A 24,120-nucleotide genomic window follows, 5' to 3' on the forward strand; every position below is an offset into this window, starting at 1 on the left:
GTTTCGTGCACGGCACCCCGACTAGACGCGGTGCACTGCACGAAACCCAGTGCGAAGGCATGCAGGCCCGCCCGGGCCGCCGACCCGAGGAGGCGCGGGCCGGGGCCGGGCACCGCCGCGGGGTCAGCGCGAGATGGCGCGTTGCACGACGAGGGCGGCCGCACCGATCGCGGCCGCGTCGCGCGGGTCGGTCGAGACCTCGACCCGGGTCGTGTGGACGCCCCGCGAGAACGCCCTCCTGGCCAGGGCCTCGACGGCCGCGCGGGCGTAGATCGAACCGGCGACCGCGACCCCGGGGCCGCTCAGGACGACGCGGTCGAGGTCGAGCAGGTTGGCGAGCGTGACGACACCCGCGGCCAACTGCTCGGCAGCACGCGTCACCAGCACGTCGGCCGCGACGTGACCGGCGATCGCCGCGCGCGCGAGCAGGTCGAAGTCTCGCGCGACCCCGCCCGGCGCCCAGGTCAGGCCGAGGCCGTCGAACGCGGCGGCGTCGCGGTGCGCCCGGGCGACGACCGCCCCCGGCGACGCGGCGAGCTCGAGGCAGCCGCGGTTGCCGCAGTAGCAGGGCTCACCGTCGAGGTCGATCGAGACGTGGCCGAGCTCGCCGGCGCCCGAACTCGCGCCACGGTGCAGGGCTCCGTCGAGCACGATGCCCGAGCCCACGCCGACGCCCAGGTACACGCAGGCGAAGGTCTCGGAGCGCGGTACCTGACGGCTCCAGAACTCGCCGAGTGCCGCGGCCGCCGCGTCGTTGTCGACGATCACGGGCAGGCCGAGGCGCAGGGCCAACGCGGCGTGCAGGCCGGCGTGGAGAGCGCTCTCGGTGGAGCGCGGGCCCGTGCGGACGCCGTGCGCGAGGGTCGCCCGCGGACCGACGACGGCCAGCCCGGCCACCGCCCCGCTCGCGAGGCCGAGGCTGCCGACGACGTCGTGGAAGCCGTCCACGATGCGGACCGCGGCGGCCGTGACGTCGTCGGACGTGGCGGGGCCGGCGTCGACCTGCAGGCGGCCGACGACTCCCCCGCGCATGTCGGTGACGACGTAGGTGAGCGAGTCCGCGCCGATCTGCACGCCCATGCCGTAGACGGCCCGCGGGTTGATCTCGACCATGGTGCGGGGCTTGCCGCCGGTCGACGCCGCCCGACCGGTCTCGCGGACGAGTCCCTCGTCGAGCAGCCGCCGGACGATGGTCGAGATCGACGCCTGCGTCAACCCGCTGGCCTGGGCGAGCTCGACACGGCTGATCGGGCCCGAGGACCGCACGAGGTCGACGACGAGTTCGCGGCTGGTCTGCGGTTGGGGTTGCGTCGCGGACTGCGTCGCGGGCAACGTCTGTGGGACGGGCCGAGGCGGGATCGGATCGGGGTCGCGGGTCACCACGGGCGTCGCTCCGACCTGTCGGGGGCTGTAGGTTCGGGCGCATGACCGACTCGATCGTCGACACCCGGGTGGCCCCTGCCGGGCCGGGCGACCGCCGTCGCGTCGGTCTCGCCCTCGTCCGCCCCGGCGAGATCTTGGGGGCGGAGCCGTTCTACCACGAACTGATCGCCGGCATCGAACGCGTGCTGCGACCCCGGGGCCACACCCTGTTGCTGCAGGCCCTCGCCGACCGCGACGCCGAGCTCGCGGCCTACCGGCGGTGGGCGGATTCGGGCGACTTCGGTGCGGTGGTGCTGGTCGATCTCACGGACGACGACCCGCGCCCCGCCCTGCTGCGCGAGCTCGGCCTGCCCGCGGTCGTGCTCGGCGACCCCGCGCTCTCGGGTGACCTGCCCGCCGTCTGGACCGGCGACGGCGTCGCCATGCGCGACACGGTGGCCGCGCTCGTCGCGGACGGGCACCGTCGACTGGCGCACGTGTCGGGTCCGGCGGCGCTGCTGCACACGCAGGTGAGGCAGGAGGCGCTGGTCGCCGCGAGTCGCGCCTCCTCGTCCGTCGTCCAGACGATCGAGGGCGACTACTCGTGGGACGCCGGCGCGGCCGCCCTCTCGCGTCTGCTCTCGGGGCCGACGCCGCCGACGGCCGTCGTCTTCGACAACGACCAGATGGCGCTCGGCGGCCTCGCCGCGGCGCAGCGACTCGGGGTGGGGGTGCCGACACAGCTGACGCTCGTCGCCTGGGACGACTCGTCGCAGTGCCAGTTGTCGACACCGTCGCTGTCGGCGGTCAGCCACGACGTGCAGCGCATCGGCGAGGTGGCGGCCGGCATGCTGCTCGCCGTGCTGGCGGGCGAGGACGTGGCGTCGGTCGAGGCACCGCCCGCATCGCTCGTGCGGCGGGGGTCGTCGGGGCCTGCACCCGCCTGACCGCCCCCGAACGGGTCGATAGCAGGTTCCCCGCCGATTGGCCCCCGCGAACGGGTGGAGCGCGGGTGTCTTCCGAATCACCCGACGTTTTCTGGACCGAACAGTGTGATTCTCTCAGGTTGTCTATAGCTTCGAGGTGTGCCGCCCTCCGGGCCGGCACTGCGTGTCTCACCCGGCACTGGGCCGTGGGCGGACAAGCGATGACGCTTGCACCACCGATCAAGAAAGCACTCACCACGTGATCACCAAGTTCTCTTGGCGCCGTGCGGTGGCCGTCCCGGCCGTCCTCACGCTCGCCCTCGGAGGGGCTCTCCTCTCGACCACCGCCGCACAGGCGGCCCCCGCCTCGCTGGTCATCTCGACCCCGGAGGCCGGCACCACCACGACGTCGCGGACCGTCGTCGTGTCCGGCACGGTCGCCGCAGGCGCCACCGTCGACGTCTTCAAGGGCACCGACGACTCGGGCACCCGCGCGGACCGCATCAACACGGGCAACTCGACGACCTGGTCGACGACGCTCACGTACGCCGACACCGATGCCGTCAACCAGAGCGTCTACGTCACCGGCCTCTACGGCGGCAGCGGCTTCAGCGACCCGCAGGCCCGTGCCTTCGTCCTGCCCGCCGTCGCCCCGGCCGAGGTCTTCTCGGTCACGGCACCCGTGGGTGGTCAGCAGCTCGCCTCGCGCACCGTCACCTTCTCGGGCACCGGCATCTCGGGTTCGACCGTCAACGTGCTCGGCACGGACGGCAACCGCCTCCCCGGTACCGGCGCCGTCGCCGTCGTCGGCGGCCAGTGGTCGCTCGCCTACACCTACCCCGAGACCGTCGACCGCAACCAGAGCGTTCGCGTGACCCAGGTCACCGGCGGCGCCGGCACCGGCGACGCCCCCGTCGCGTTCGTCCTGCCGCAGGGCCAGACGCTCGACGTCGTCACCCCCGCCGCAGGCTCGACGACCGCCTCGCGTACCGTCACGTTCTCGGGCACCGGCACCTCCGGCTCGACCGTCAACGTGCTCGGCACGGACGGCAACCGCCTCCCCGGTACCGGCGCCGTCGCCGTCGTCGACGGCCAGTGGTCGCTCGACTACACCTACCCCGACACCGCCACCGTGGCCCAGACCGTCCGCGTGACCCAGGTCACGGGCGGCGCCGGTTCGGGTGACATCACCCGTACCTTCGCCTTGCCCGCCGTCGGCGCCGTTCCCCCGACCGACGTCGTCCTCGACGCGCCCGCCATCACCTCGCCCACCCAGGGCCAGGTCGTCGTCGGTGACCAGGTCACCTTCGAGGGCACCGGCACCCCCGGCTCGAACATCCTGCTCGCCGTCATCCCGACGGACCAGCTCGACGAGCTCGAGGCCGCCGAGAACGGCCGGGCCGCCGCCGCTGCGGAGCCCGCCGACCCCGCCGACCCGATCGTCGTCGACGCCGCCGGCAACTGGACCGTCACCCTCGCCCTGACGCCGGACGACTACACGGCCGCCGCCGTGTCGTTCCTGCTCGACGCAGACGGCCTGCCGGTGCTCGACGCCGCCGGTGACCCGATCGTCTCGGCGCCCTCGGCCGACGTGGCCTTCAGCCTCGTCGCCGCCGTGACGCCCGCAGCCCTGCCCGCCACCCCGATCGCCACCGGCACCACGGGCCTGGCGTACACGGGTAGCGAGGGCACCGAGGCCGCCATCGGCATCGGCGCCGCCGTCCTGCTGCTCGGCTCGACGCTGATGGTCCTCGCTCGTCGCCGCGCGAAGCTCGCGACCACCGACGTGGCCGGCGAGTAACCACCCGCACCACGAGGACGGCCCCCGGCACTGCTTCGGCAGTGCCGGGGGCCGTCCCGCGTCCGGCCGCACCCGCAGTCGCGGTCGCACCACCGATGTGGTGTCGAACCATCCATGTGCGTGGTTCGACACCACATCGGTGGTGCGACATGAACGCCACGGTGTCAGCGCGCGAGGAGCGGGCGCGAGCGCGAGCGCGGGCGCAGGCGCGGGCGCGGGCGCAGAACGTACAGCCGCGGACGCACGAACGCCCCCGCCTGATCAGGCGGGGGCGTTCGTGTTCGAGAGCGTGTGACGACGACCGGTGGTGGAGATGGGGGGAATTGAACCCCCGTCCATCGCTGAGATTGCACGCATTCTACGGGCGTAGCCAGATGAGGCGTTCTGCTCGGCTCCGACCTTTGTTACTGGCTTCTAGGTCGACGAGCCCAGCCCGAGTGCAAGTCCCGTGTGACCCCCAGGCGTAGTCACACAGCAAGCCATCTAAATGACGTCAGGATCTGGTTAGAAGGCGGTCACCAGACTGACGGACTCCATGTGGCTCTACTGCTTACGCAGCGAGAGCGAAGTCAGTGCGCTTGTTATTGGCACTTATTGTTTTCCAGAGATCGTTTACGAGATAACCCTGGATCCTCGGCCCGCTTCTCGTTCGCACACAGGCGATGTCGAAACCGATCATCCCCATGAGGGGGCCGTCGTCACACGCTCTTGAATTACCAACGCACGTTTCCGTGCGGCCCATCAGTCTACGTCGTCCGACGCTCTCGCGCCACCGGCGACGACCCGACGATCACTCCCCCAGGTGCTTGCGAGCCGCCATGGCCGACTGCGCCTCGCGCGTCGCGGTGCGTTCACGCAGGGTCTGACGCTTGTCGTACTCGCGCTTGCCCTTCGCGAGGGCGATCTCGACCTTGGCCCGGCCGTCGCTGAAGTAGATCTTGAGCGGCACGACCGTGAAGCCGCCCTCCTTGGTCTTCTGCCCGATCTTGTCGATCTCGTGGCGGTGCAGCAGCAGCTTGCGCTTGCGTCGGGGCGCGTGGTTGTTCCAGGTGCCCTCGGTGTACTCGGGGATGTGCACCGCGTCGAGCCACGCCTCGCCGGCGTCGACGAAGGCGTAACCGTCGACCAACGACGCCCGGCCCTGCCGCAACGACTTGACCTCGGTGCCGCTCAGGACGATGCCCGCCTCGTAGGTGGTGTCGATCGTGTAGTCATGGCGCGCGCGGCGGTTCGTGGCCACGACCTTCTCACCGCGTTCTTTCGCCACGCTGGCCTCCTGGTCGTTCGGGTCGGGATGCTGCCGACAGGCAGCCGTTCAGTATACAGGAGACGTCGAACGACAAAAGCCTCTCCACACCTGATGCCGACCCTCGGTCGCAGGCTCCCTCGGCGCTGGGGTCGCGGAATCGCTTCGCGATTCTCACAGCTCCACCGCAGGAGGCGCGGTGCCCGACTGACGGGCACCGCGCCTCCTTCACGGGGCCGGTTTCTAGACCTTGAGGTAACGCCTGATGGCGACGTTCGCGCTGAGGGCCGCGAGCAGGATGCCGACGACGATGACGATCGGCACGACGAGGGCGGCATCGCGCAGGCCGATGAACGGCGTGCCCTGGAAGGTCACCGCGAGGTAGCCCTTCACGAAGAAGTTCACGATCGCGATGATCGCCCCGCCCGCGAGCAACGAGCCCACGAGGGCCGCGATCACCCCCTCGAGGATGAACGGCGTCTGGATGAACCGGTTGGACGCACCGACTAGGCGCATGATGCCGAGTTCTCGTCGCCGGCTGAACGCGCTCAACCGGATGGTCGTGGCGATCAGCAGCACGGCCGCGATCAGCATGAGCGAGGCGATGCCGATGGCCGTGTAGCTCGCCGCGTTCAGCACCGCGAAGATCGGATCGAGGTACCCCCGCTGGTCGACGACGCTCTGGACGCCGGCCAGGCTGGACAGGCTCTCGGTGAGGACGTCGGACTGCGTCGGGTCCTTCAGGTTCACCCAGAAGGTCTCGTTGAGGTAGGCGGGCTGCACGAACTCGGTGGCCGGGCTGTCGGCGAACTGCTGCTTGAACCGGTCGTAGGCCTGGGTCTGGTCCTCGAAGTAGAACTTGTCGACGTAGGGCGTCAACACGTCGCTGTCGAGCTGCGCCTTGACTCCGTCGATCTGGTCCTGCGTGGCCATCGCCCCGGTGCAGTTGCCGGTCGTGTCGGTGTCGGTGCAGAGGTAGACGGCGACCTGGGCCTTGTCGTACCAGTAGCCCTTCATCTGCGTGATCTGCATCTGCAGGAGGGCCGCCGTGCCGACGAAGGTCAGCGAGATGAACGTGACGAGCACGACCGAGACGACCATCGAGGCGTTGCGACGGAGGCCGCTGCCGACCTCGCTCATGACGAGTCCGAGTCTCATGCGTCGGCTCCTCTCGTGCTGAGGTCCTCGACCCCGATGGCCTGGATGGGCACCGCCTGGGTCTGGTAGCCGCCGTGGCGCTCGTCGCGGAGGATGTTGCCCGCGCTGAGCTCGATCACCCGGCGCTGCATCTGGTCGACGATGCCGGCGTCGTGCGTGGCCATGATGACCGTCGTGCCGCCGGCGTTGATGCGCTCGAGCAGGGTCATGATGCCGGCGCTCGTCGAGGGGTCGAGGTTTCCGGTGGGCTCGTCGGCCAGCAGGATCGCCGGCTTGTTGACGATCGCGCGGGCGATGGCGACGCGCTGCTGCTCGCCGCCGGAGAGCTCGTGCGGCAGGCGGTGCTGCTTGCCGACCAGGCCGACCATCTTGAGGACGTCGGGGACGGCCTCCTGGATGAAGCCCTTGCTCTTGCCGATGACCTGCAGGCTGAACGCGACGTTGTCGAAGACGTTCTTCTGCGGCAGCAGCCGGAAGTCCTGGAAGACGACGCCGAGGTTGCGCCGGAAGTAGGGCACCTTGCGGCTCGAGAGCGTGCCGAGACGCTGGCCGAGGACGTGGATCTGCCCCTGCGACGGCTTCTCTTCCTTCAGCACGAGCCGCAGGAAGCTCGACTTGCCGGAGCCGCTGGCCCCGACGAGGAACACGAACTCGCCCTTGAGGATCTCGAGGGTGACGGCGTTCAGCGCGGGTCGGGGGTTGCCGACGTAGACCTTGGTGACTTCATCAAACCGAATCATGACGGTGATCACCCTAAGCGCGGTCCGCGACGATCACCGCAGCGACTCGCTGCGGCGAGGCTGCTATGGATGTGCTGGGAGCCGCCGGGCGGGCGGGGCCGGATCAGTCCTGGTCGTCGCGCTTGCGCCAGCGGATGCCCGCCGAGATGAAGCCGTCGAGATCGCCGTCGAACACGTTCGAGGGGTTGTTGACCTCGTGCTCGCTGCGGAGGTCTTTGACCATCTGGTAGGGCGCCAGCACGTAGCTGCGGATCTGGTCGCCCCAGCTGGCGGTGATGTTGCCGGCCAGCTCTTTCTTCTTGGCGTTCTCGGCCTCTTTCTGCAGCAGCAGGAGGCGCGACTGCAGCACGCGCATGGCGGCGGCCCGGTTCTGGATCTGGCTCTTCTCGTTCTGCATCGAGACGACGGTGCCGGTGGGGATGTGCGTCAGGCGGACGGCCGAGTCGGTCGTGTTGACGCTCTGACCGCCGGGGCCCGACGACCGGAACACGTCGACGCGGATGTCGTTCTCGGGGATGTCGATCGACTCGGTCTCTTCCATCAGCGGGATGACCTCGACCGCGGCGAAGCTGGTCTGACGCTTGCCGGCGGCGCCGAACGGGCTCATGCGCACGAGCCGGTGCGTGCCGGCCTCGACGCTGAGCGTGCCGAACGCGTACGGGGCGTCGATCTCGAAGGTGGCACTCTTGATGCCGGCCTCTTCGGCGTAGCTGGTGTCCATCACGGTGGCGGACATGCCGTGCTTCTCGGCGTAGCGCAGGTACATGCGCAGCAGCATCTCGGCGAAGTCGGCGGCGTCGACCCCGCCCGCCCCGGCCCGGATCGTGATGACGGCGGGGCGCGGGTCGTACTCGCCGTCGAGCAGCGTCTGCACCTCGAGGACGTCCATCATCTTCTGCAGCGCCTTGAGCTCGGCCTGCGCCTCGTCGGCGCTCTCTTGGTCGTCGCCGTCGTTCGCCATCTCGACGAGCACCACGAGGTCGTCGAGTCGCGCCTCGGTGGTCTCGAGCTTCTCGAGCTCGGACTGCCGGTGGCTGAGCGCGCTGGTGACCTTCTGCGCGTTGTCGGTGTCGTCCCACAGGTCGGGGGCCGACGCCTGCTCGCTGAGCTCGGCGATCTCGGCGACGAGACGGTCTTGCCCGATCACCGCACGGATGTCTTCGAACGTGGCCCGGAGGGCGGCAATCTGCTCAGAGAAATCCAGTGCGATCATGGTCCCCGAGCTTACCCGGCCCGGGTGGGCCGGTCCTGCCCGTGTCCCGCGTCACCCGCCTCGCGCCACCGGACGACACGATGAGGTCTCGTCTCATCCGCAGTACTCGGGCGGGGCGATGCGCGTCGTGCCCACGCTCATGCCGGTGATCCGGCCGGACGTCCCCACCACGAAGACGAGGTACTGCCCGTCGTCACCGGCGACGGCGTACTGCGTCCCGTAGTTGGCGTCGTGGTCGAGCGTGAGCTCGGCATCCGGGTAGGCGGCGAGGAGTCGCGCCTCGTCGTCGCCGAGACCGATGCCGGACGCGGTCCGGGGGGTGGCGCTCGCCAGGGCGGCCGGGTCGTCGAAGGTCAGGTCGGCGGAGACCGTAGCGATCTCGGTCGAGTCGGGCGACGACGCGCGCGAGAGGGCGAGGGTCAGTCCCCGGCCGTCCGAGAAGAACGACGCCGGGCAACCGTAGCCGTCGTCCGGGTGCCGGTCAAAGGTCGTCAGCCGGGCGGCCTGCTCCTCGAGCGGCCCGCCGAGGACCAACGGCCCGATCCGATCGGTGGACACGATCCAGGTCGACGGGGCCGTCGGATCGTCCACCACCGGTGCCGGTGGTGGGACCGGTGTCGCCGACGGCGTCCCGGCCGGTTCGACGACACCCGGCGACGTGCCGGGATCGTCCTCGGGTCGATCGGACGGGAGCGAGGTGGGGGCCGCTTCACCGTTTCCCGACGGCAGGGGGCCACCCCCGGCGAGCGCGACGCCCCCGACGGCGAGCGCCACGGCGGCCACCCCGGCCACCGACAGCAGGACGACCCGGCGGCGACGGGCAGAGCGGGCACGTTCGGGTTCTCGCTCGACGGTCTCGGTCAGGAGGCCGCGGATCGCTTCGGCGCGTTCACCATCGAGGCCGGGCCGGTCGGGCCGACCGTGCGGGCCGTCGGGACGGCCGTTCGGTGCGTCGCTCATCGGGTCTCTCCGTTCAGGGTGACGGGTCGGTCGGTGGTCGGCTCGGAGGCCGACATCGCTCGCGCGAGTCGCGCCTTGGCCCGCGACAGCCGGGACTTGACGGTGCCGACCGGCACGCCCAGCGCTTCGGCCGCGGTCGCCATCGGGAACTCCTCGAGCACGCAGAGCCCGAGGACGTCACGATCGGCCTTGCCGAGGCCGTCGAGGGCGAGGCGCAGCCGCCGGTCCCGCGCGACGACGTCGAGTCGCGCCGCGACGTCGTCGGCGGGGTCGTCCACGACGGGGTGCGGCGGCAGGGAAGCCAGGGCGAGGCGGTGACGACGGGTCGACCTCGCGAGGTTCTGGGCGACGTGGCCCGTGGTCACCAGCAACCACGCGAGGACCGAGCCGTCGACGACGCGGACCGCGTCCCGACGGCGCCATGCCTCGAGGAAGACCACGGCCGTGACGTCCTCGGCGTCGTGCCGGTGACGGCACAGCCGCAGGGCGTGGCCGTGCACCCGGGCCTGGTGACGGTCGAAGACGGCCCCGAACGCGGCCGCGTCCCCGCCGACCGCCCGGGCCCAGACCTCGTCGTCCCCCGTCGCCGTCACCGGTCGCGCTCGCTTCTCGTCGTCATGTCGACGTCCCCTCTGGTCCGTTGCTGCTTCCCCTAGATGTCCGATCGGCCGGAAAGGTTCCCTCGTCCCGTCACCCCGGGTGGGGCACCGGCCGGCGACGGTCAGCGCCGGGCGACGCCCGCTTCGCGCAGGGCCACGTCGGCGAGCCGGCGGACGACCGCGGGCTCCCCCGCACGCCAGGCCGCGACGGGGTCGGGCGACACGGCGAGCGCGGCCTTCGCGTCGCGGCCGGTCAGGGCCCGCAGCGCGAGCAGGTCCTCGCCGCCCGGCAGGGCGAGCAGCGAACGGACCGAGGAGGCGCGGCGCACGAACGCGATCCGCCCGCGCAGCCAGACCCACAGCACCACGAGGCTCGGCACCCCGGCCACGACGAGTCCGGCGACCAGCGCCGCCCGGGCGACACCGTCCTGCTGCTGCCGTCCGGCGTCGGCCAGGGACTGTCCGGCGCCGCTGGCCCCGTCGAACGGTGCGCTGGCGGCACCGCCGACCAAGGGCAACCCTTCCAGGGCGCGCGACGCGTCCTCCATGGTGCCCTGGAAGCCGGCCCCCGCCTCCTCGAGCTGCCGGCCGAGGTCCGCGAACGTGCCGATGAAGGACGCGATGCCGACCCCGAGCACGACGAAGAGGACGACGAGGCCGATCGCCACCACGTCTCCGGTCACCTGGCGGGTACGGACGAGGGGCGAGGCCGAGTAGAGCTGCATGGCCCCAGTCTGACGCGAGGGGGCCTGCGAGGCCCGACCCGCGCCTCCTCGGGCCCCGACGCCGTCGGGGTCGCGGCGGCTACCGGGGCACGGTGCTGACGGGGCCGACGCGGGAGGTCGCGAAGTCGATCGAGGTGACCGTCGTCGCACCGGCGGACAGGGCCACCCGCAACGCCCCCACCTGGTACGTGCTCGTCGACCACTTGTCGGCCGGCGGTGTGGTCACGACGCCACCCGGGTAGCCGGCCTGGTCGGGACGCAGGTTGACGCGCAGGGACAGCACGGACGGCAGACGGGTGGTCAGGGCGCCCACCGCGGTCACGACCGGGGCGAGCGTGGTCGAGAGCGTGGTGCCCAGGGTCGTGATCGGGGTGACGAGCGTGGTCGTCAGCAGGCTCGCGATCGATCCCACCAGAGCGGGGGCGGAGTTCGCCAGGGGTGTGAGGAGCCCGTTCAGCACCGCGCTGAGGACCGTACCGAGACCGAGCACGGGCAACAGGCTGCCGGTCACGGACGCCTGGGCGGTCGACGGCGACGCGAGCACCTGCGACAGCGACCCCTTGACGACGACGTCCACCCGGAGGACCGGAACGGCGGCGCCGAGCAGCGTGGCCGTGAGGTCGACCTTCAGCGCCACGTCGAGGTTCACCCTGTCGACCGCGGCCTTCAGCGCCGTGACGATCGACGAGGTCAGACCGTCGAGCAGCCCGTCCACCGTCGCCGTGATGGTGTTCATCGCCGTCGCGCTGAGCACGATCTCGGTGTTCGGCGCCAAGCCGTTCACCCCGCCCGAAGGTCCCAGCAGTTTGACCAGGTCGACCGTCACGCGTCCGGTCGCCGGGGTGATCGTCACCGTTCCGTCGGCGCTCGTCACGGAGCCCGCCAGCAGAGGATCGACCGCGGCCTGCAGGTTCAGACCCGAGATGACGACGTCGCCGCTCACGGACCCGAGGCTGAGCAGCTTTGTGAGGGCGTTGACCGTGTCGAACACACCCGACTTCACGACGCCGGAGATCGCCCCGTCCCTGCCACCCAATCCGGCGGCGGCCGTGTTCAGGCTCGCCACCGAGCTCGACACCTGGCCGGACAGCCCCACCACCGCCGGGCTGCGCAGCTCGAGGCCGAGACCGGCGACGCCGTAGTCGCGGACGACCCCTGTCACGCTGCCGTCACCCCAGATGCGGCTCTCGAGGGCCCGGCACCCGTCGATCGTCGCGGTCGACGCCACCGCCCCCACGGTCAGGTCGGCCCGGTCGAGCGCCGTCGTCGCGGGGAGGACCGAGGTGAGGCCGACGCGGGCCGGGCCGGGCAGTGCCGACGCGGGCGTCGTCGACGTCACGCCGAGACCGCCCTGGTCGCTCACCAACCCCGTGGCGGCGGCCGCCGTGCCGGTCGGGGCGACCCGCGTGAACTGGTTCAGGGCTCCGGCCGACCCCGCCGGCAGGTTCGTGCCGAGCCCGGTCAGGTCGAGGCCGACGAGACCCGACCCCGCGCTCGCCGAGAGGGGATTGCGGAACGTCGTCGTGCCTCCCGCGTCCGTGGTCGGGGCGGGCGACGCCGGCACCGCGGTGACGACGCCGGAGCGGGTGCGCGCCAGGTCCGCCCCGCGCACGGCCGCGACGGTGTCGAGGTCGGTGCCGGCCAGGCTGCCGCGCACGAAGCGGCTGGACGCCGCGGCGGCGTACCCGGTGTCGGTGCCGCAGGTGAACTTCGTGGTGCCGACCAGCCCGTACGTGCGCTCGGAGTCGGTCCAGGCGGCGGTCGTCACGGGCGGCGGCGGCACGATGACGGCTCCCACGACGGCGACGACGGCCGCGACCGCGACGACGGCCCGGCGCGCGGTGAGGGCCGCGACGAGGCGAGCCGTACCCGTCGGGTGACGAAGTCGGACGTGCACGCCGGTCACGAGGTCACCGCCCGGCGTCGTCCGCGGAGGTGCAGCGAGAGGCCGACGAGCAGGGCGCCGGCACCCGCGATCGCCGGGCCGAGCGAGAGGCCGCCGGTGAAGGCGAGGGAGCGCGGGGCGGCCACGCCGCTGAGGGTCACGCCGACGGGGCGTCCGTCGTCGGATGGTCCGTCGTCGGAGCCGTCAATCGCGGATCCGGGTGTCGCCGCGTCCGTCGCGTCGGCCCCGGGCTCCGCCGGGTCACCGGGCGTGGCGGTGACGGTGGGTTCGGGCTCGGGAGCGGGCTCGGCCGGGAGCGTCGCGACGGGGTCCAGGGCCGTGGCCGTGATGCCGACGCCCACTCGGGCGCTCCGCCCCATGGAGGAGGTGTCGTCTGCTGCGCGCCCCCCGGCGAGACCGAGGCTGACGAGCACGAAGACGCGGCCCGTGCCCCCGACCGAGCGCACCGGCCACGAGGGACTGCCGTCGACGAACGAGGAGGCGCGGGTCGGGGCCGTCACGGTCCGCGCCCCGGTCGTGCACAGCGGCGTCGTCTCGACCTGCTGCCACTCGACGTCGCAGGTCTCGACCCCCAACGTCAGTCCGGCCTCGTCGTCGACGAGCGAGCCCGAGCTGACGAGTTCGAGACCGAGCGCCACCCGGTCACCGGTCGTGACGTCGGTCGCGATCTGCCAGCGACCCGGGGCCGCGGGGGCGATGTCCTCGGTGCCGACCAGTTCGTCGGCCAGGACGAGGTGGCCGTCGAGGCCGGTCTCGGGCACGGGCTCGAGGGCACGGGCGGTGCCGGCCTGGACGGTGAGGGCACCGCCGAGCACGAACGCGGCCGTTCCGACGACCGCCAGCAGCGTCGGCGCGGTGCGGTGCCCGCGGGTGGCGGGTCCGCGGTGGGCACCGGTCGCCGGGTCCACGGTCGTCCTCACCCTCGACGGGCGGCGCCGCGTCGCGTCGGCCAGAAGGCCAGCACGACGGCGGCACCGACGACGGCGACCGCGAGGCCTCGGGCCGGCGGGGTCGACATCGTCGTCAGGACGAAGCCGAGGCCCGGGGCCGAGGCGACGACGATCCGGGCGTCGCGCACGACGTAGGGATCGCGGTCGTCCGTGTCGTTGGCGTCGCCCCGCAGCACGAGGGATCGCGCGGCGGCGTCCCCGGGCACGGCGGTCGTCGAGACCACGCGGTGGGTCACCGGGACCTCGAAGCCGGGTCGGGGCACCGTCACCACGTCGCCGGGCCGCACGTCGGCCGCGGCGATCGCCCGCGTGACGACGGCACCGCCCGCGGGCACGGTGGGACTCATCGAACCGGTCAGGACGACCACGAGCGACAGGCCGAGGACCGTCGAGACGGCGAGCCAGAGCAGGCAGACCGCACCGACGAGGCCGACCACCGACAGCAGGATGGTGCTCGCCACCTCGACCGGGCGACGGCGCGGGCGACGGCCCGGGCGCTCGCGACGGTCCGCGCGGCGCGGCCCGGCCTCGGGGGCCGGGCGCCCCGCTCGGGGCCGGGTCACGGTGTCGACCATGGGTCGGCCCGTCACTCGACGCTGGTCGAGGCGAACTCCCACGCCGGTGCGACCGTACGGCCCTGCAGGGCCGTGGACGCGGCCGTCGCGGCGCTCTGCGGCAGGGTCACCTCGAAGCAGTAGAACTGCGTGCTGGCGGACCCGGCGGCGAGACGCTGCGGGGCCGACGCGCCCGTCGAGGCGAGGGGGCCCGTGCCGATCGTCGTGGGAGCCGTGAAAGCGGCGGCCGTGCAGGTCGGGGCGGCTCCGGTGCCGGAGACCACGACGGTCGCCACGCGGACGGTCAGCGCGGAGAAGAGCGAGCCCCCGGCGTCGGCGACGGTCACACCCGTCGCGGGGACGGCGGCTCGGACCTGGACGTCGGCGGGGACGGTCGTCGTCGCGGTCGTCCGGAGGGCGACGCCTGCGTAGACGCTCTCGCCGGGGCTCAGGGTCTGGGAGCCCGGGGTGAAGATCATGGCCTGGCCGGGGTTGGCCTCGAAGTCGGTGAAGCCGGCCGTGTAGGGCGACGTGACGCTCTGCTGCACCTCGAAGGTGCCCGTGCCGATGCCGGGGCCTCCGGAACCGTCGCCGGCGTAGACCCATTCGCTGTCGGTCCAGGCGGCGACCGTGTAGCCGAGGCCGCCGACGACGAGGGCACCGCCGGCGGCGAGCGCCGCGATCTTGCGGAGACGACGGGGTCTCGGCGTGGCCCCGTCGAGCGTCGCCACGTCGTCGTGGGAGGCGTCGTCGCGAGGGGCGTCGGAGGCAGAGCTGTGCTGCGTCATGGTGGTGCTCCTGATCCGCGCAGCCTGGTGAGGGCGGCGCTCGGGTGGTGCGATGGACGCCCGTGGTGAGCGGGCGGCGAGCCGGGGTGCGGCGGCGGCGCGGGATGGTGGGGCCCGGCCGGTGAGACGTGCTCACGTGTGTTGACGACGAGTACACCACCCCCTCGCGGGGGCGACAACCCACCCGTTCGGGGGACGGTGCCGGGGTGCCCGTCCCGGGTGCCGGATCAGCGGGCGCCGAGCACCGGGGTCCGGTCGGCGTAGCCAGCCGTCGTGGCGCGCGCGACGGCCGTCGGCAGTGCCGCGAGCAGCGCGTCGACGTCGGCGTCGGTGCTCGTGTGCCCGATCGTCATGCGCAGCGCACCGCGGGCCGCGTCCGCCGGCAGGCCCATGCCAAGCAGGACGTGCGACGGCTCGGGGATGCCGGCCTGGCAGGCCGACCCGGTCGAGACGCTGACGCCGGCGGCGTCGAGCAGGAACAGCAGCGAGTCGCCCTCGCACCCGTCGAAGGTGAAGTGGGCGTTGCCGGGCAGCCGGTCGACGGGGTCGCCCCGCAACACGGCCCCGGGCACCGACGCCAGCACCCCGGCGATCAGTCGGTCACGCAGCGGCTCGTAGGCCCCGTGCGGCTGCTCGGCCGCGACGGCGAAGGCGACGGCGGCCGGGGCGTCCTGCGTGCCCGAACGCACCTGCCGCTGCTGCCCGCCGCCGTGGATCAGCGGCACGACCGTCGCCGAACGCGACAGCACGAGCGCGCCGATGCCGATCGGCCCGCCGATCTTGTGGGCGCTCACGCTGAGCGCCGCGAGCCCGGAGGCCCCGAAGTCGATCGGCACCTGCCCGTAGGCCGCGACGGCGTCCGAGTGCACCGGCACCCCGTGGGCCGCGGCGAGCGCCACGACCTCGTCGACGGGTTGCATCGTGCCGACCTCGTTGTTGGCCCACAGCAGGCTGACGAGGGCGACGTCGTCGTGCTCGTCGAGGGCCGCGGCGAGGGCGTCGACGCGCAGCCGACCCTGCTCGTCGAGCGGCAGCCAGGTGACGACGGCGCCCTCGTACCGTTCGAGCCACTCGACGGTGTCGACGGTCGCGTGGTGCTCACCGGCGGGGACGAGGAGGCGCGGGCGCGGTCGGTCGGACTGTCTCGCCCACCAGAGTCCCTTGATCGCGAGGTTGACCGCCTCGGTGCCGCCCGAGGTGAAGACGACCTCGATCGGGTCGCAGCCGAGGGTCGCGGCGACGCGTTCGCGCGCCTCTTCGAGGACGCGCTTGGCGTTCTGGCCGGCCGAGTGGATGGACGAGGGATTGCCGACCGTGCCGAGCGCCTCGGCGTAGGCGGCGATGGCCGCCGGGTGCATCGGCGTGGTGGCCGCGTGGTCGAGGTAGACGCTCATGTTCGGGTCCTCAGGCTGGGTGGGGCGGTGACGCTCGATGATTTCGGGGCCGACACGCGCCTCCTCTACTGTAAACGCGTGACCGACCTCGACCCCCTGCGCGATCTCGGCATCCGTCCCGGCCCCGACGGGCCGACGCTGCGCGTCTGGTCGGCGTCGGCGTCCCACGTCGACCTCGTGATCGACGACGCCCCGCACGACCGCGTCGTGCCGATGGTCCGCGACGAGCACGACGTGTGGAGCGCCACCGACGGCGCCCTCACCCCGGGCCGTCGCTATTGGTTGCGCGCCGACGGCCCGGCCGGGGGCGGCAACGCCTTCGACCCGTCGCTCGAGCTGCTCGACCCGTACGCGCGCGGCCTCGGTCGCACCGGACGCGGCACGTGGCAGTCGACCGTCGTCGACGAGTCCTTCGACTGGGGCGGGGTGGCCAAGCCCCGCACGCCGCTCGACCAGGTGGTCGTCTACGAGGCGCACGTCCGCGGCCTGACCCGGCTGGCCCCCTTCGTGCCCGAAGAGCTGCGCGGCAGCTACGCCGGCCTCGCCGCCGAGTCGACCATCGCCTACCTGACGGGCCTCGGCGTCACGGCGGTGCAGCTGCTGCCGGTGCACCAGCACGTCGACGAGCAGCGCCTCGTCGCGCAGGGCATCGAGAACTACTGGGGCTACAACACCCTCGGGTACTTCGCCCCGCACGCCGCCTACGCCAGCCGCGACGCGCAGCTGGCCGGCGCCTCGGCGGTCCTGCGCGAGTTCAAGGGCATGGTGCGCCTGCTGCACGAGGCCGGCATCGAGGTCTACCTCGACGTGGTCTACAACCACACGGCCGAAGAGGGCGAGGTCGGCGGCCCGGTCACGAGCCTGCGCGGTCTCGACGGTTCGGCGTACTACCGGCACGACGCCGAGGGTCGGCCGGTCGACGTCACGGGATGCGGCAACTCGCTCGACACGAGCACGCCGGCCGCCTCGCGGCTCGTGCTCGACTCCCTGCGGTACTGGGCGGACGAGGTGCAGATCGACGGGTTCCGCTTCGACCTCGCCGCCACCCTCGGTCGCGGTGCGGACCACGTCTTCGACCCCGAGCACCCGCTGCTGAGCGCGATCGTCGACGATCCGGCGCTCGAGGGCGTCAAGATGATCGCCGAGCCGTGGGACGTCGGTCTGGGCGGCTGGCAGACCGGCGCCTTCCCCGAGGGCTGGATCGAGTGGAACGACCGGTTCCGCAACCGGGCGCGCGACTTCTGGCTGACCGACATCGCCGCCGCCCGCTCACAGGGCGCTCCCCCGTCCGGTCTCGGCAGCCTGGCCTCCAAGCTCAGCGGCTCGAGCAACATCTACGCCCACGAGCGCGGTCCGCTGTCGGGCGTGAACTTCGTCACGGCACACGACGGCTTCACCCTGCTCGACCTCGTCTCGTACGACGGCAAGCACAACCTCAGCAACGGCGAGGGCAACCGCGACGGCACGGACGACAACCGGTCGTTCAACCACGGGGTCGAGGGCGACAGCGTCAATCCCTGGATCTCGGACGCCCGCCGCCGGTCGATGCGCAACCTGCTCGCCACGCTCTTCGTCTCGGCCGGCATCCCGATGCTGACCGCCGGCGACGAACGCGGTCGCACCCAGCACGGCAACAACAACGCGTACTGCACCGACAGCGAACTCGCCTGGGTCGACTGGTCCGACGAACCCTGGCACCGGGCCCTGCACGACGACGTCGCCACGCTGACCCGGCTGCGGGCCGAGAACCCCGCCCTGCGCCCGTCGCGGTTCGGCCTCGACGGCGCCCGCACGATCGGTGCCGACGAGATGTCGTGGCACTCGGCCTCGGGCGACGAGATGCGCCCCGACGAGTGGAACGACCCCAGCGTCCGCACCCTGCAGTACCTCGCCACCTCGACACCCGAGCACGAGGCGCCCAACACGGTGCTCGTCGTGGTGCACGGGGCCGAGACCGCCGTCCCGGTGACCCTCCCCCGGCACGACGGGGTGACGGCCTACGAGGCGTTGTGGTCGAGCGACGACCGCAGCCTGCCGCAGGCGTCGTCCCCCGGTGACGACCTGCTCGTCTCGGGGCCGACCGTGGTGGTGTTCCTCGCCACGACGGTCGAGGCCGCCCCGTGAGCACGAAGCACGCAGGAGGCGCGCGCGGCCCCGCCACGCCGGCCACCGTCGCGCTCACCACGGCCGGCATCTCGTTCACGCCCCACACCTACGAGCACCACGACACGGCGACGAACTTCGGCGAGGAGGCCGCCGCCGAGCTCGGCCTGTCGGAGGAGCGCGTCTTCAAGACCCTCGTGGTCGACGCCGACGGCACCCTCGTGGTGGGCGTCGTCCCCGTCTCGGGTCGTCTCGACCTCAAGGCGCTCGCCGCCGCCGTCGGGGCGAAGAAGGCCTCGCTGGCCGACCCCGCCCAGGTCGAACGCCGCACGGGCTACGTCGTCGGCGGCATCAGCCCCCTCGGCCAGAAGACCGCCGCGACGACCGTGGTCGACGCGAGCGCCGCCTCCTTCGCCTCGGTCTTCGTCAGCGGCGGGAGGCGCGGGTTCGACATCGAGATCGCCCCCGACGACCTCGTGCGCGCCACCGGCGGCGCCTACGCGGCGATCCGTCGAGACTGACCCGCGCCGCGCCTCCTCGGATCTGCCGCCACGCCGCCACGAAGTAAACGATCCGCCACGCGAAAACGTGGCGGGATGTCGACCTCGTGGCGGGATGGCCGAGTGCGGCACGGGCGGCGCGGGCTAGGGTCGGGCGCATGACCGGCAGCCCGGCCCGGATCGAGGGCACGCTCACCTCGTGGGACGACGACCGCGGCTTCGGGTTCCTCACCCCGCTCTCGGGGCGGGGCCGCGCGTTCGTCCACATCACGGCGTTCGGCCGCGGCACGGCCCGACCCCGGGTGGGCGACGCGTTCTCGTACGAGGTCGACCGCCACGGCGACCGGGGTCCGGCGGCCGTGCGGGTGTCGTCCGTCGGCACGCGCTGGTCCGCACCACGGGCCCGGGCACCCCGACCCACGCGGGCCGGTAGGGTCGCCCTTCTCGTCGGGCTGGTCGTCGTCCTCGGCGTCGCCGCAGCCGTCTGGGCCCTCACCCGAGACTCGACGTCGCCCCCGCTCGGCGGCCTCACCCCCTGGCTGATCGGCGGGCTCGTCGGCGTCAACGTGCTGACGGCCTGTTTCTACGCACTCGACAAATCCGCGGCCCGGCGAGGACGGCGCCGCGTGCCCGAGCGGACGCTATTGCTGCTCGGCCTCCTCGGCGGCTGGCCCGGGGCCCTGGTCGCGCAACAGCTGCTGCGCCACAAGACGAGCAAACGCTCGTTCCAGCTCGCCTTCTGGGCCACGGTCGCCGTGGACGTGCTCGTGATCACCCTCTCGCTCGCGCTGCCGCGCTGACCCGCCGCGAGACCCCAGGAACTCGCCGAAACCCTCGTGCGCGTGCTGGGGTCTCGGCGAGTTCCTGGGGTCTCACGGCGCGGGTCTCAGACGAGCTGTTTGGCGCGGGCGAAGTGGCACGCGGCCGTGTGGTCGGCGCCGTCGCGGCCATGCGGCAGCATCGTGGGCACCTCGTCCTCGCAGCGCGACCGCTGCGCCTCGGGCAGCATCGCGTAGAGCGGGCAGCGGCTGCGGAACCGGCAGCCGGTCTGCTTGACGGTCGGCGTCGGCGGGTCGCCCGGCAGCACGATGTGTTCGCGTGCCCGCTCCTTGACCGGGTCGGGCACCGGCACGGCCGACAGCAGCGCCTGCGTGTACGGGTGCAGCGGGTGCTCGAACACCTCGTCGACCGGGCCCGTCTCGACGGTCCGGCCGAGGTACATCACCGTGACCCGGTCGGCCACGTGCCGGATCACCGAGAGGTCGTGCGACACGAAGAGGTACGACAGGTCGAGCTTCGCCTTGAGCTCGGCCAGCAGGTTGAGCACGCCGGCCTGGATCGAGACGTCGAGCGCCGACACCGGCTCGTCGAGCACGATCAGCTTCGGGTCGGCGGCCAGCGCCCGCGCGATCGAGATGCGCTGCCGTTGCCCGCCCGAGAACTCGTGCGGGTAGCGCGTCGCGGCGGCGGGCTCGAGCCCGACGAGGCGCATCAGCTCGGGCACCCGACGCGACACCTCGTCGCGGGGTCGACCGATCGCGAGCAACGGCTCGGCGATGATGTCGCTGACCGGCTGGCGGGGGTCGAGGCTCGCCATCGGGTCCTGGAACACCATCGACACGGCACCGCGCAGCCGCTTCACCGTGGACCCGTCGAGCTTGCGGTCGAGGGCCGTGCCGAGCAGCTCGATGGTGCCGGCCTCCGGCACACGGAGGTCCATGATCTCGTGCAGCGTCGTGCTCTTGCCCGAGCCGGACTCGCCGACGAGCCCGAGCGTCTCGCCCTCGCGCACGTCGAGATCGACCCCGTCGACGGCCCACACACTGCCCACACGGCGCTTGAAGACCGACCCCTTCGTCAGCGGGAACGTCTTGACCAGTCCGTCGACGTGCAGCACCCGGTCCCGCGACGCCCGCGGCACGGCCGCCAGCTCCGAGGTGGGAGCGGGCGGCAGGTCGTACACGTCCTCGGGGTCGGTGCCCTCGCCCACGAGCTGGTCCGCGTGCAGGCAGGCGGCCCGGTGGCCGACCTCGACCGCCGGGGCCTGCTCGAGCGCGGGCTCGTCGACGCGGCACTCGACCGTCACGAGGGGGCAGCGCGCCGCGAACGGGCAGCCCGGGGCCAGCGACAGCAGCGACGGCGGCGTCCCGGGGATCGGCACCAGCGGCTGGTCCGACCGCTGGTCGAGCCGCGGCAGCGCCCCGATCAGTCCGACCGTATAGGGCATGCGCGGGTGGGCGAACAGGTCGTCGGCCGTCGCCGTCTCGACGACGCGGCCGGCGTACATCACGGCGATCCGGTCGGCGAAGCCGGCGATGACGCCCAGGTCGTGGCTGACGAACAGCAGGGCGGCCCCGGTCTCGCGCTGCGCCGTGCGCAGCACCGAGATGACCTGCGCCTGGATCGTCACGTCGAGGGCCGTGGTCGGCTCGTCGGCGAGGATCACGTCGGGATCGTTGGCGATCGCCATGGCGATCATCGCGCGCTGCCGCATGCCGCCCGAGAACTCGTGCGGGAACGAGTCGACCCGACGCTCGGGCTCGGGGATGCCCACGAGCCCCAGCAGCTCGATCGCCCGTTCGCGCGCCTGCCTCTTCGTGCCGCCGCGGTGGATCAGCACGGTCTCGGCGATCTGCTGACCCACCGTGTAGACCGGCGTGAACGCCGACAGCGGGTCCTGGAAGACCATGGCGATCCGTTTGCCGCGGATCGCCGACATCGCCTTGTCGCCGCGGCCGAGCAGCTCCTCGCCGTCGAGGGTGATCGAGCCCGTCACCTTGGCCGTCGCGGGCAGCAGACCGAGCACGGCGAGGCTCGTGACCGACTTGCCCGAGCCCGACTCGCCGACGATGCCGAGCACCTCGCCACGGCGCAGCGTCAGGTCGACGCCGCGCACGGCGCGCACGTCGCCGTCCGGGGTCGGGAAGGTCACGGTGAGGTCGTGGACCTCGAGCACCGGAGCCGAGGAGGCGCGGGTGCGGTCGACCGGTTCGGTGAGCGTCATGCGCGCTCCCCCTTCTCGTCGTTCGTGCGGGTCGGGGAGGACATCGGCCGGGTGTCGGACGTCGGCTGTCGGTCGGACGCCGGGGACGTGCGGGTCGGTGCCGGCGAGCCGACGTCGGCCCCGGGGGCGGGGCTCGCGGCCTCGGATACGCCGCCGGTGCGACCGAGCGGCGCCGCGCCTCCTGCGCTCTCGGCCGTCCGGCCGCGGGTACGACGCCGGCGACCCGTGCGCCCGGCCGTCGAGGTCGGGTCGAGTGCGTCGCGCAGCCCGTCACCGAGCAAGTTGCTCGCGAGGGCGAACACGATCAACGCGCCGGCCGCGAAGAAGAACAACCACGGCTTGGTGGTCGCCGCGCTCTGGTTCTGGGCGATCAGCGTGCCGAGCGACACGTCGGGCGGTTGGACGCCGAAGCCGAAGTACGACAGCCCCGACTCGGTGAGCACCGCCGCGCCGATCGCGATGGTGGCGTCGATCACGAGGAACGACGCCACGTTCGGCAGGATGTGCCGCACGATGATCGTGAAGTGGCCGATGCCCATGTAGCGGGCGGCGCGGATGAACTCCCTCTCTTTGATGCTGAGGGTGAGCGAGCGCACCACACGGGCGGTGATCATCCAGCCGAAGAGGGCGAGCAGGGCCACGAGGATCAACCAGCCGTACTGCTTGAGGCGCGGCGAGAGGATCGCGATGATCAAGAACGACGGCAGCACGAGCAGCAGGTCGACGAAGACCATGACGGCCCGGTCGATCCAGCCGCCGAAGTAGCCCGCCATCGCGCCGAGCATGCCGGCGATCACCGTCGAGAACAGGGCGACCAGCAGACCGATCAGCAGCGACTTCTGCAGGCCCCGGGCGGTCTGGGCGAAGACGTCCTGCCCGATGTTGTTCGTGCCGAACCAGTGCGCGCCGCTCGGTGGCGACGACAGGGCCGTGTAGTCGATGTAGTTGTAGGCGTACGGCGAGACGAGCGGGCCGACGAAGGCGAAGGCGAAGAGCAGGACGATCGTCACGAGGCCGACGGTGGCCCCGCGGTTGGCGAACAGTCGTCGGAAGGTCAGCGCGAAGCGGTTCGGCGACGTCGCCGCGACCTCTTCTCGCGACTCGGGCGCGACCGCGTCGGACGGCCCCTCGAGCAGGTCGGGTGTGAACCGGGTCATGGGGCGGCCCTACTTCTGCGCTCGGACGCGCGGGTCGAGCACCGCGTTGAGCACGTCCGACACGAAGCCGGCGAGCAGCACGACGACGGCGCTGTAGAGGGTGTACGTGACGACCACGTTGATGTCGTTGGCCTGCACGGCGTCGATGAACCAGGCGCCGAGGCCGTTCCACGCGAAGATCTTCTCGGTGAAGGTCGCCCCGGTCAGCACGCCGAGGAACGCGAAAGCGAACAGCGTCGTCATCGGGATCAACGCCGTGCGCAGCCCGTGCTTGAAGATCGCGGGGCGACGACGGAGCCCTTTGGCGCGGGCGGTGCGGATGTAGTCGGCCTGCAGCACGTCGAGCATCGTCGCCCGCTGGTACCGGCTGTAGACGGCGATCAAGCCGACGCCGATGGAGATGGTAGGCAGGAGCAGGTGGGCGATGCGGTCCCAGGCGATCGTGCCGAGCCCGCCGGTCAGGTTGGGGGTCGCCTCGCCGGTGAAGGTGATCAGCTGGTACCCGAGGACGTCGTTGAGCTTCGTCGCCCCGATCTTGAGCAGCACCGCGGTCAGGAACACCGGCGTGCTGATCAGGATGAACGACAACACCGACGAGACGCGGTCCGAGAACTTGTACTGCCGGATGGCGTTCCAGGTGCCGACCACGACCGCGAGCACGATGCCGAGGATCGACCCCACCAGCAGGAGGCGCAGGCTGACTCCCAGCCTCGGCCCGAATTCCGCCGCGACCGGCTTGTCCTGGATAGTCTGGCCGAGATCGCCGGTGACCGCGCCGCCGAGCCAGTGGACGTACCGCTCGCCGAGGGGGTCCTTGTCGTTGACCCCGATCGAGCTCAGCTTCGCGTCGACGATCTCGGAGGACGGACGCGGGTTGCGGTCGGCGTAGACGGAGCGTGGGTTGAGGGTCGCCGAGGCGAGGAAGTAGGTGAGCGACGTCGCGATGAAGACCAGGGCGACGTAGTACACCAGCCGGCGGGCGAGGAATCGGGCCATGGAGATCGACACTAGACGTACCCCGAGCCGGGACAGGC

Annotated in this window: 21 protein-coding genes and 1 other RNA gene; 5 read left to right on the top strand and 17 right to left on the bottom strand. The window is 72.3% G+C overall.

Annotated elements, in window-relative coordinates; translation table 11 throughout:
• Positions 1-123 precede the first annotated feature (123 nt).
• A complete protein-coding gene (locus tag BIV04_RS03520; RefSeq protein ID WP_218141804.1) occupies positions 124-1,383 on the bottom strand; it encodes an ROK family transcriptional regulator in 1,260 nt (419 codons plus the stop codon).
• A gap of 41 nt (positions 1,384-1,424) precedes the next feature.
• On the opposite strand from BIV04_RS03520, the gene BIV04_RS03525 reads away from it, so the two are divergent.
• Together BIV04_RS03525 and BIV04_RS03530 are read left to right on the top strand one after the other, a co-directional pair.
• Positions 1,425-2,309 carry a LacI family DNA-binding transcriptional regulator gene (locus tag BIV04_RS03525; RefSeq protein WP_071254145.1) on the top strand — a complete coding sequence of 295 codons (885 nt, stop codon included), beginning with the start codon at positions 1,425-1,427 and terminating at the stop codon, positions 2,307-2,309.
• A gap of 238 nt (positions 2,310-2,547) precedes the next feature.
• The gene (locus BIV04_RS03530) at positions 2,548-4,089 is read left to right on the top strand and encodes a hypothetical protein (protein WP_071254147.1); all 1,542 of its coding nucleotides are present in this window, start codon (positions 2,548-2,550) and stop codon (positions 4,087-4,089) included.
• Positions 4,090-4,394: 305 nt separating this feature from the next.
• On the opposite strand, the gene ssrA is transcribed toward BIV04_RS03530, so the two are convergent.
• From ssrA to BIV04_RS03595, 13 genes are all read right to left on the bottom strand, one after another.
• Positions 4,395-4,772: a transfer-messenger RNA gene (gene ssrA, locus BIV04_RS03535) on the bottom strand.
• A 107-nt stretch (positions 4,773-4,879) separates the two neighbouring features.
• Positions 4,880-5,356, bottom strand: coding sequence for an SsrA-binding protein SmpB (gene smpB, locus BIV04_RS03540; RefSeq protein ID WP_054147018.1), 477 nt, complete (start codon positions 5,354-5,356; stop codon positions 4,880-4,882).
• Between the two features lie 222 nt (positions 5,357-5,578).
• Positions 5,579-6,493, bottom strand: coding sequence for a permease-like cell division protein FtsX (gene ftsX, locus BIV04_RS03545; RefSeq protein ID WP_071254148.1), 915 nt, complete (start codon positions 6,491-6,493; stop codon positions 5,579-5,581).
• Positions 6,490-7,233 (bottom strand): cell division ATP-binding protein FtsE, encoded by a 744-nt coding sequence (gene ftsE, locus BIV04_RS03550; RefSeq protein ID WP_043593759.1) that lies wholly within the window; start codon positions 7,231-7,233, stop codon positions 6,490-6,492. The genes ftsX and ftsE overlap by 4 nt, the downstream gene beginning before the upstream one ends.
• 103 nt (positions 7,234-7,336) lie before the next feature.
• Positions 7,337-8,446: a peptide chain release factor 2 gene (gene prfB / locus BIV04_RS03555; RefSeq protein WP_043593664.1), complete on the bottom strand. Its 1,110-nt coding sequence runs from the start codon at positions 8,444-8,446 to the stop codon at positions 7,337-7,339.
• A 93-nt stretch (positions 8,447-8,539) separates the two neighbouring features.
• Positions 8,540-9,406: a hypothetical protein gene (locus BIV04_RS03560; protein WP_071254151.1), complete on the bottom strand. Its 867-nt coding sequence runs from the start codon at positions 9,404-9,406 to the stop codon at positions 8,540-8,542.
• Positions 9,403-9,999 (bottom strand): RNA polymerase sigma factor, encoded by a 597-nt coding sequence (locus BIV04_RS03565; RefSeq protein WP_071254153.1) that lies wholly within the window; start codon positions 9,997-9,999, stop codon positions 9,403-9,405. Before BIV04_RS03565 ends, BIV04_RS03560 begins: the two co-directional genes overlap by 4 nt.
• Positions 10,000-10,127: 128 nt before the next feature.
• The gene (locus BIV04_RS03570) at positions 10,128-10,730 is read right to left on the bottom strand and encodes a hypothetical protein (RefSeq protein ID WP_071254155.1); all 603 of its coding nucleotides are present in this window, start codon (positions 10,728-10,730) and stop codon (positions 10,128-10,130) included.
• Positions 10,731-10,809: 79 nt separating this feature from the next.
• Positions 10,810-12,636: a choice-of-anchor G family protein gene (locus BIV04_RS03575; RefSeq protein WP_071254156.1), complete on the bottom strand. Its 1,827-nt coding sequence runs from the start codon at positions 12,634-12,636 to the stop codon at positions 10,810-10,812.
• Positions 12,633-13,544 carry a hypothetical protein gene (locus tag BIV04_RS17020; RefSeq protein ID WP_071254158.1) on the bottom strand — a complete coding sequence of 304 codons (912 nt, stop codon included), beginning with the start codon at positions 13,542-13,544 and terminating at the stop codon, positions 12,633-12,635. Before BIV04_RS17020 ends, BIV04_RS03575 begins: the two co-directional genes overlap by 4 nt.
• A gap of 8 nt (positions 13,545-13,552) precedes the next feature.
• Positions 13,553-14,161 carry a signal peptidase I gene (locus BIV04_RS03585; protein WP_083396096.1) on the bottom strand — a complete coding sequence of 203 codons (609 nt, stop codon included), beginning with the start codon at positions 14,159-14,161 and terminating at the stop codon, positions 13,553-13,555.
• Positions 14,162-14,172: 11 nt separating this feature from the next.
• Positions 14,173-14,928 (bottom strand): acyl-CoA dehydrogenase, encoded by a 756-nt coding sequence (locus BIV04_RS03590; RefSeq protein WP_255364131.1) that lies wholly within the window; start codon positions 14,926-14,928, stop codon positions 14,173-14,175.
• Between the two features lie 227 nt (positions 14,929-15,155).
• Complete coding sequence (locus BIV04_RS03595; RefSeq protein ID WP_071254160.1) at positions 15,156-16,322, bottom strand: cysteine desulfurase family protein; 1,167 nt, start codon at positions 16,320-16,322, stop codon at positions 15,156-15,158.
• A gap of 78 nt (positions 16,323-16,400) precedes the next feature.
• Here BIV04_RS03595 and glgX point away from each other — a divergent pair, with 78 nt between their 5' ends.
• From glgX to BIV04_RS03610, 3 genes are all read left to right on the top strand, one after another.
• Complete coding sequence (glgX, locus tag BIV04_RS03600) at positions 16,401-18,446, top strand: glycogen debranching protein GlgX (RefSeq protein ID WP_071254162.1); 2,046 nt, start codon at positions 16,401-16,403, stop codon at positions 18,444-18,446.
• The gene (ybaK, locus tag BIV04_RS03605) at positions 18,443-18,946 is read left to right on the top strand and encodes a Cys-tRNA(Pro) deacylase (RefSeq protein ID WP_071254164.1); all 504 of its coding nucleotides are present in this window, start codon (positions 18,443-18,445) and stop codon (positions 18,944-18,946) included. Before glgX ends, ybaK begins: the two co-directional genes overlap by 4 nt.
• Before the next feature lie 137 nt (positions 18,947-19,083).
• The gene (locus tag BIV04_RS03610) at positions 19,084-19,725 is read left to right on the top strand and encodes a DUF1294 domain-containing protein (RefSeq protein ID WP_071254166.1); all 642 of its coding nucleotides are present in this window, start codon (positions 19,084-19,086) and stop codon (positions 19,723-19,725) included.
• Positions 19,726-19,811: 86 nt separating this feature from the next.
• On the opposite strand, the gene BIV04_RS03615 is transcribed toward BIV04_RS03610, so the two are convergent.
• The 3 genes from BIV04_RS03615 to BIV04_RS03625 are packed head-to-tail and all read right to left on the bottom strand — an operon-like array spanning position 19,812 to position 24,082.
• Positions 19,812-21,929, bottom strand: a complete 2,118-nt coding sequence (locus BIV04_RS03615; RefSeq protein ID WP_071254168.1) for an ABC transporter ATP-binding protein — start codon at positions 21,927-21,929, stop codon at positions 19,812-19,814.
• Positions 21,926-23,086 (bottom strand): ABC transporter permease, encoded by a 1,161-nt coding sequence (locus tag BIV04_RS03620; RefSeq protein WP_143048525.1) that lies wholly within the window; start codon positions 23,084-23,086, stop codon positions 21,926-21,928. The genes BIV04_RS03615 and BIV04_RS03620 overlap by 4 nt, the downstream gene beginning before the upstream one ends.
• A gap of 9 nt (positions 23,087-23,095) precedes the next feature.
• On the bottom strand, positions 23,096-24,082 hold the full coding sequence (locus BIV04_RS03625) for an ABC transporter permease (RefSeq protein ID WP_071254755.1): 987 nt from the start codon (positions 24,080-24,082) through the stop codon (positions 23,096-23,098).
• Positions 24,083-24,120: the final 38 nt, after the last annotated feature.

It is taken from the genome of Frigoribacterium sp. MCBA15_019, from assembly GCF_001864945.1.
Classification (GTDB): domain Bacteria; phylum Actinomycetota; class Actinomycetes; order Actinomycetales; family Microbacteriaceae; genus Frigoribacterium.

Bases quoted from the DNA above. Each gene is read 5' to 3' on its own strand.
- BIV04_RS03525 (WP_071254145.1), top strand. From the start codon at position 1,425: ATGACCGACTCGATCGTCGACACCCGGGTGGCCCCTGCCGGGCCGGGC.
- ftsX (WP_071254148.1), bottom strand. From the start codon at position 6,493: ATGAGACTCGGACTCGTCATGAGCGAGGTCGGCAGCGGCCTCCGTCGC.
- ftsE (WP_043593759.1), bottom strand. From the start codon at position 7,233: ATGATTCGGTTTGATGAAGTCACCAAGGTCTACGTCGGCAACCCCCGA.
- prfB (WP_043593664.1), bottom strand. From the start codon at position 8,446: ATGATCGCACTGGATTTCTCTGAGCAGATTGCCGCCCTCCGGGCCACG.
- BIV04_RS03560 (WP_071254151.1), bottom strand. From the start codon at position 9,406: ATGAGCGACGCACCGAACGGCCGTCCCGACGGCCCGCACGGTCGGCCC.
- BIV04_RS03570 (WP_071254155.1), bottom strand. From the start codon at position 10,730: ATGCAGCTCTACTCGGCCTCGCCCCTCGTCCGTACCCGCCAGGTGACC.
- BIV04_RS03585 (WP_083396096.1), bottom strand. From the start codon at position 14,161: ATGGTCGACACCGTGACCCGGCCCCGAGCGGGGCGCCCGGCCCCCGAG.
- BIV04_RS03590 (WP_255364131.1), bottom strand. From the start codon at position 14,928: ATGACGCAGCACAGCTCTGCCTCCGACGCCCCTCGCGACGACGCCTCC.
- BIV04_RS03595 (WP_071254160.1), bottom strand. From the start codon at position 16,322: ATGAGCGTCTACCTCGACCACGCGGCCACCACGCCGATGCACCCGGCG.
- BIV04_RS03610 (WP_071254166.1), top strand. From the start codon at position 19,084: ATGACCGGCAGCCCGGCCCGGATCGAGGGCACGCTCACCTCGTGGGAC.
- BIV04_RS03615 (WP_071254168.1), bottom strand. From the start codon at position 21,929: ATGACGCTCACCGAACCGGTCGACCGCACCCGCGCCTCCTCGGCTCCG.
- BIV04_RS03620 (WP_143048525.1), bottom strand. From the start codon at position 23,086: ATGACCCGGTTCACACCCGACCTGCTCGAGGGGCCGTCCGACGCGGTC.
- BIV04_RS03625 (WP_071254755.1), bottom strand. From the start codon at position 24,082: ATGGCCCGATTCCTCGCCCGCCGGCTGGTGTACTACGTCGCCCTGGTC.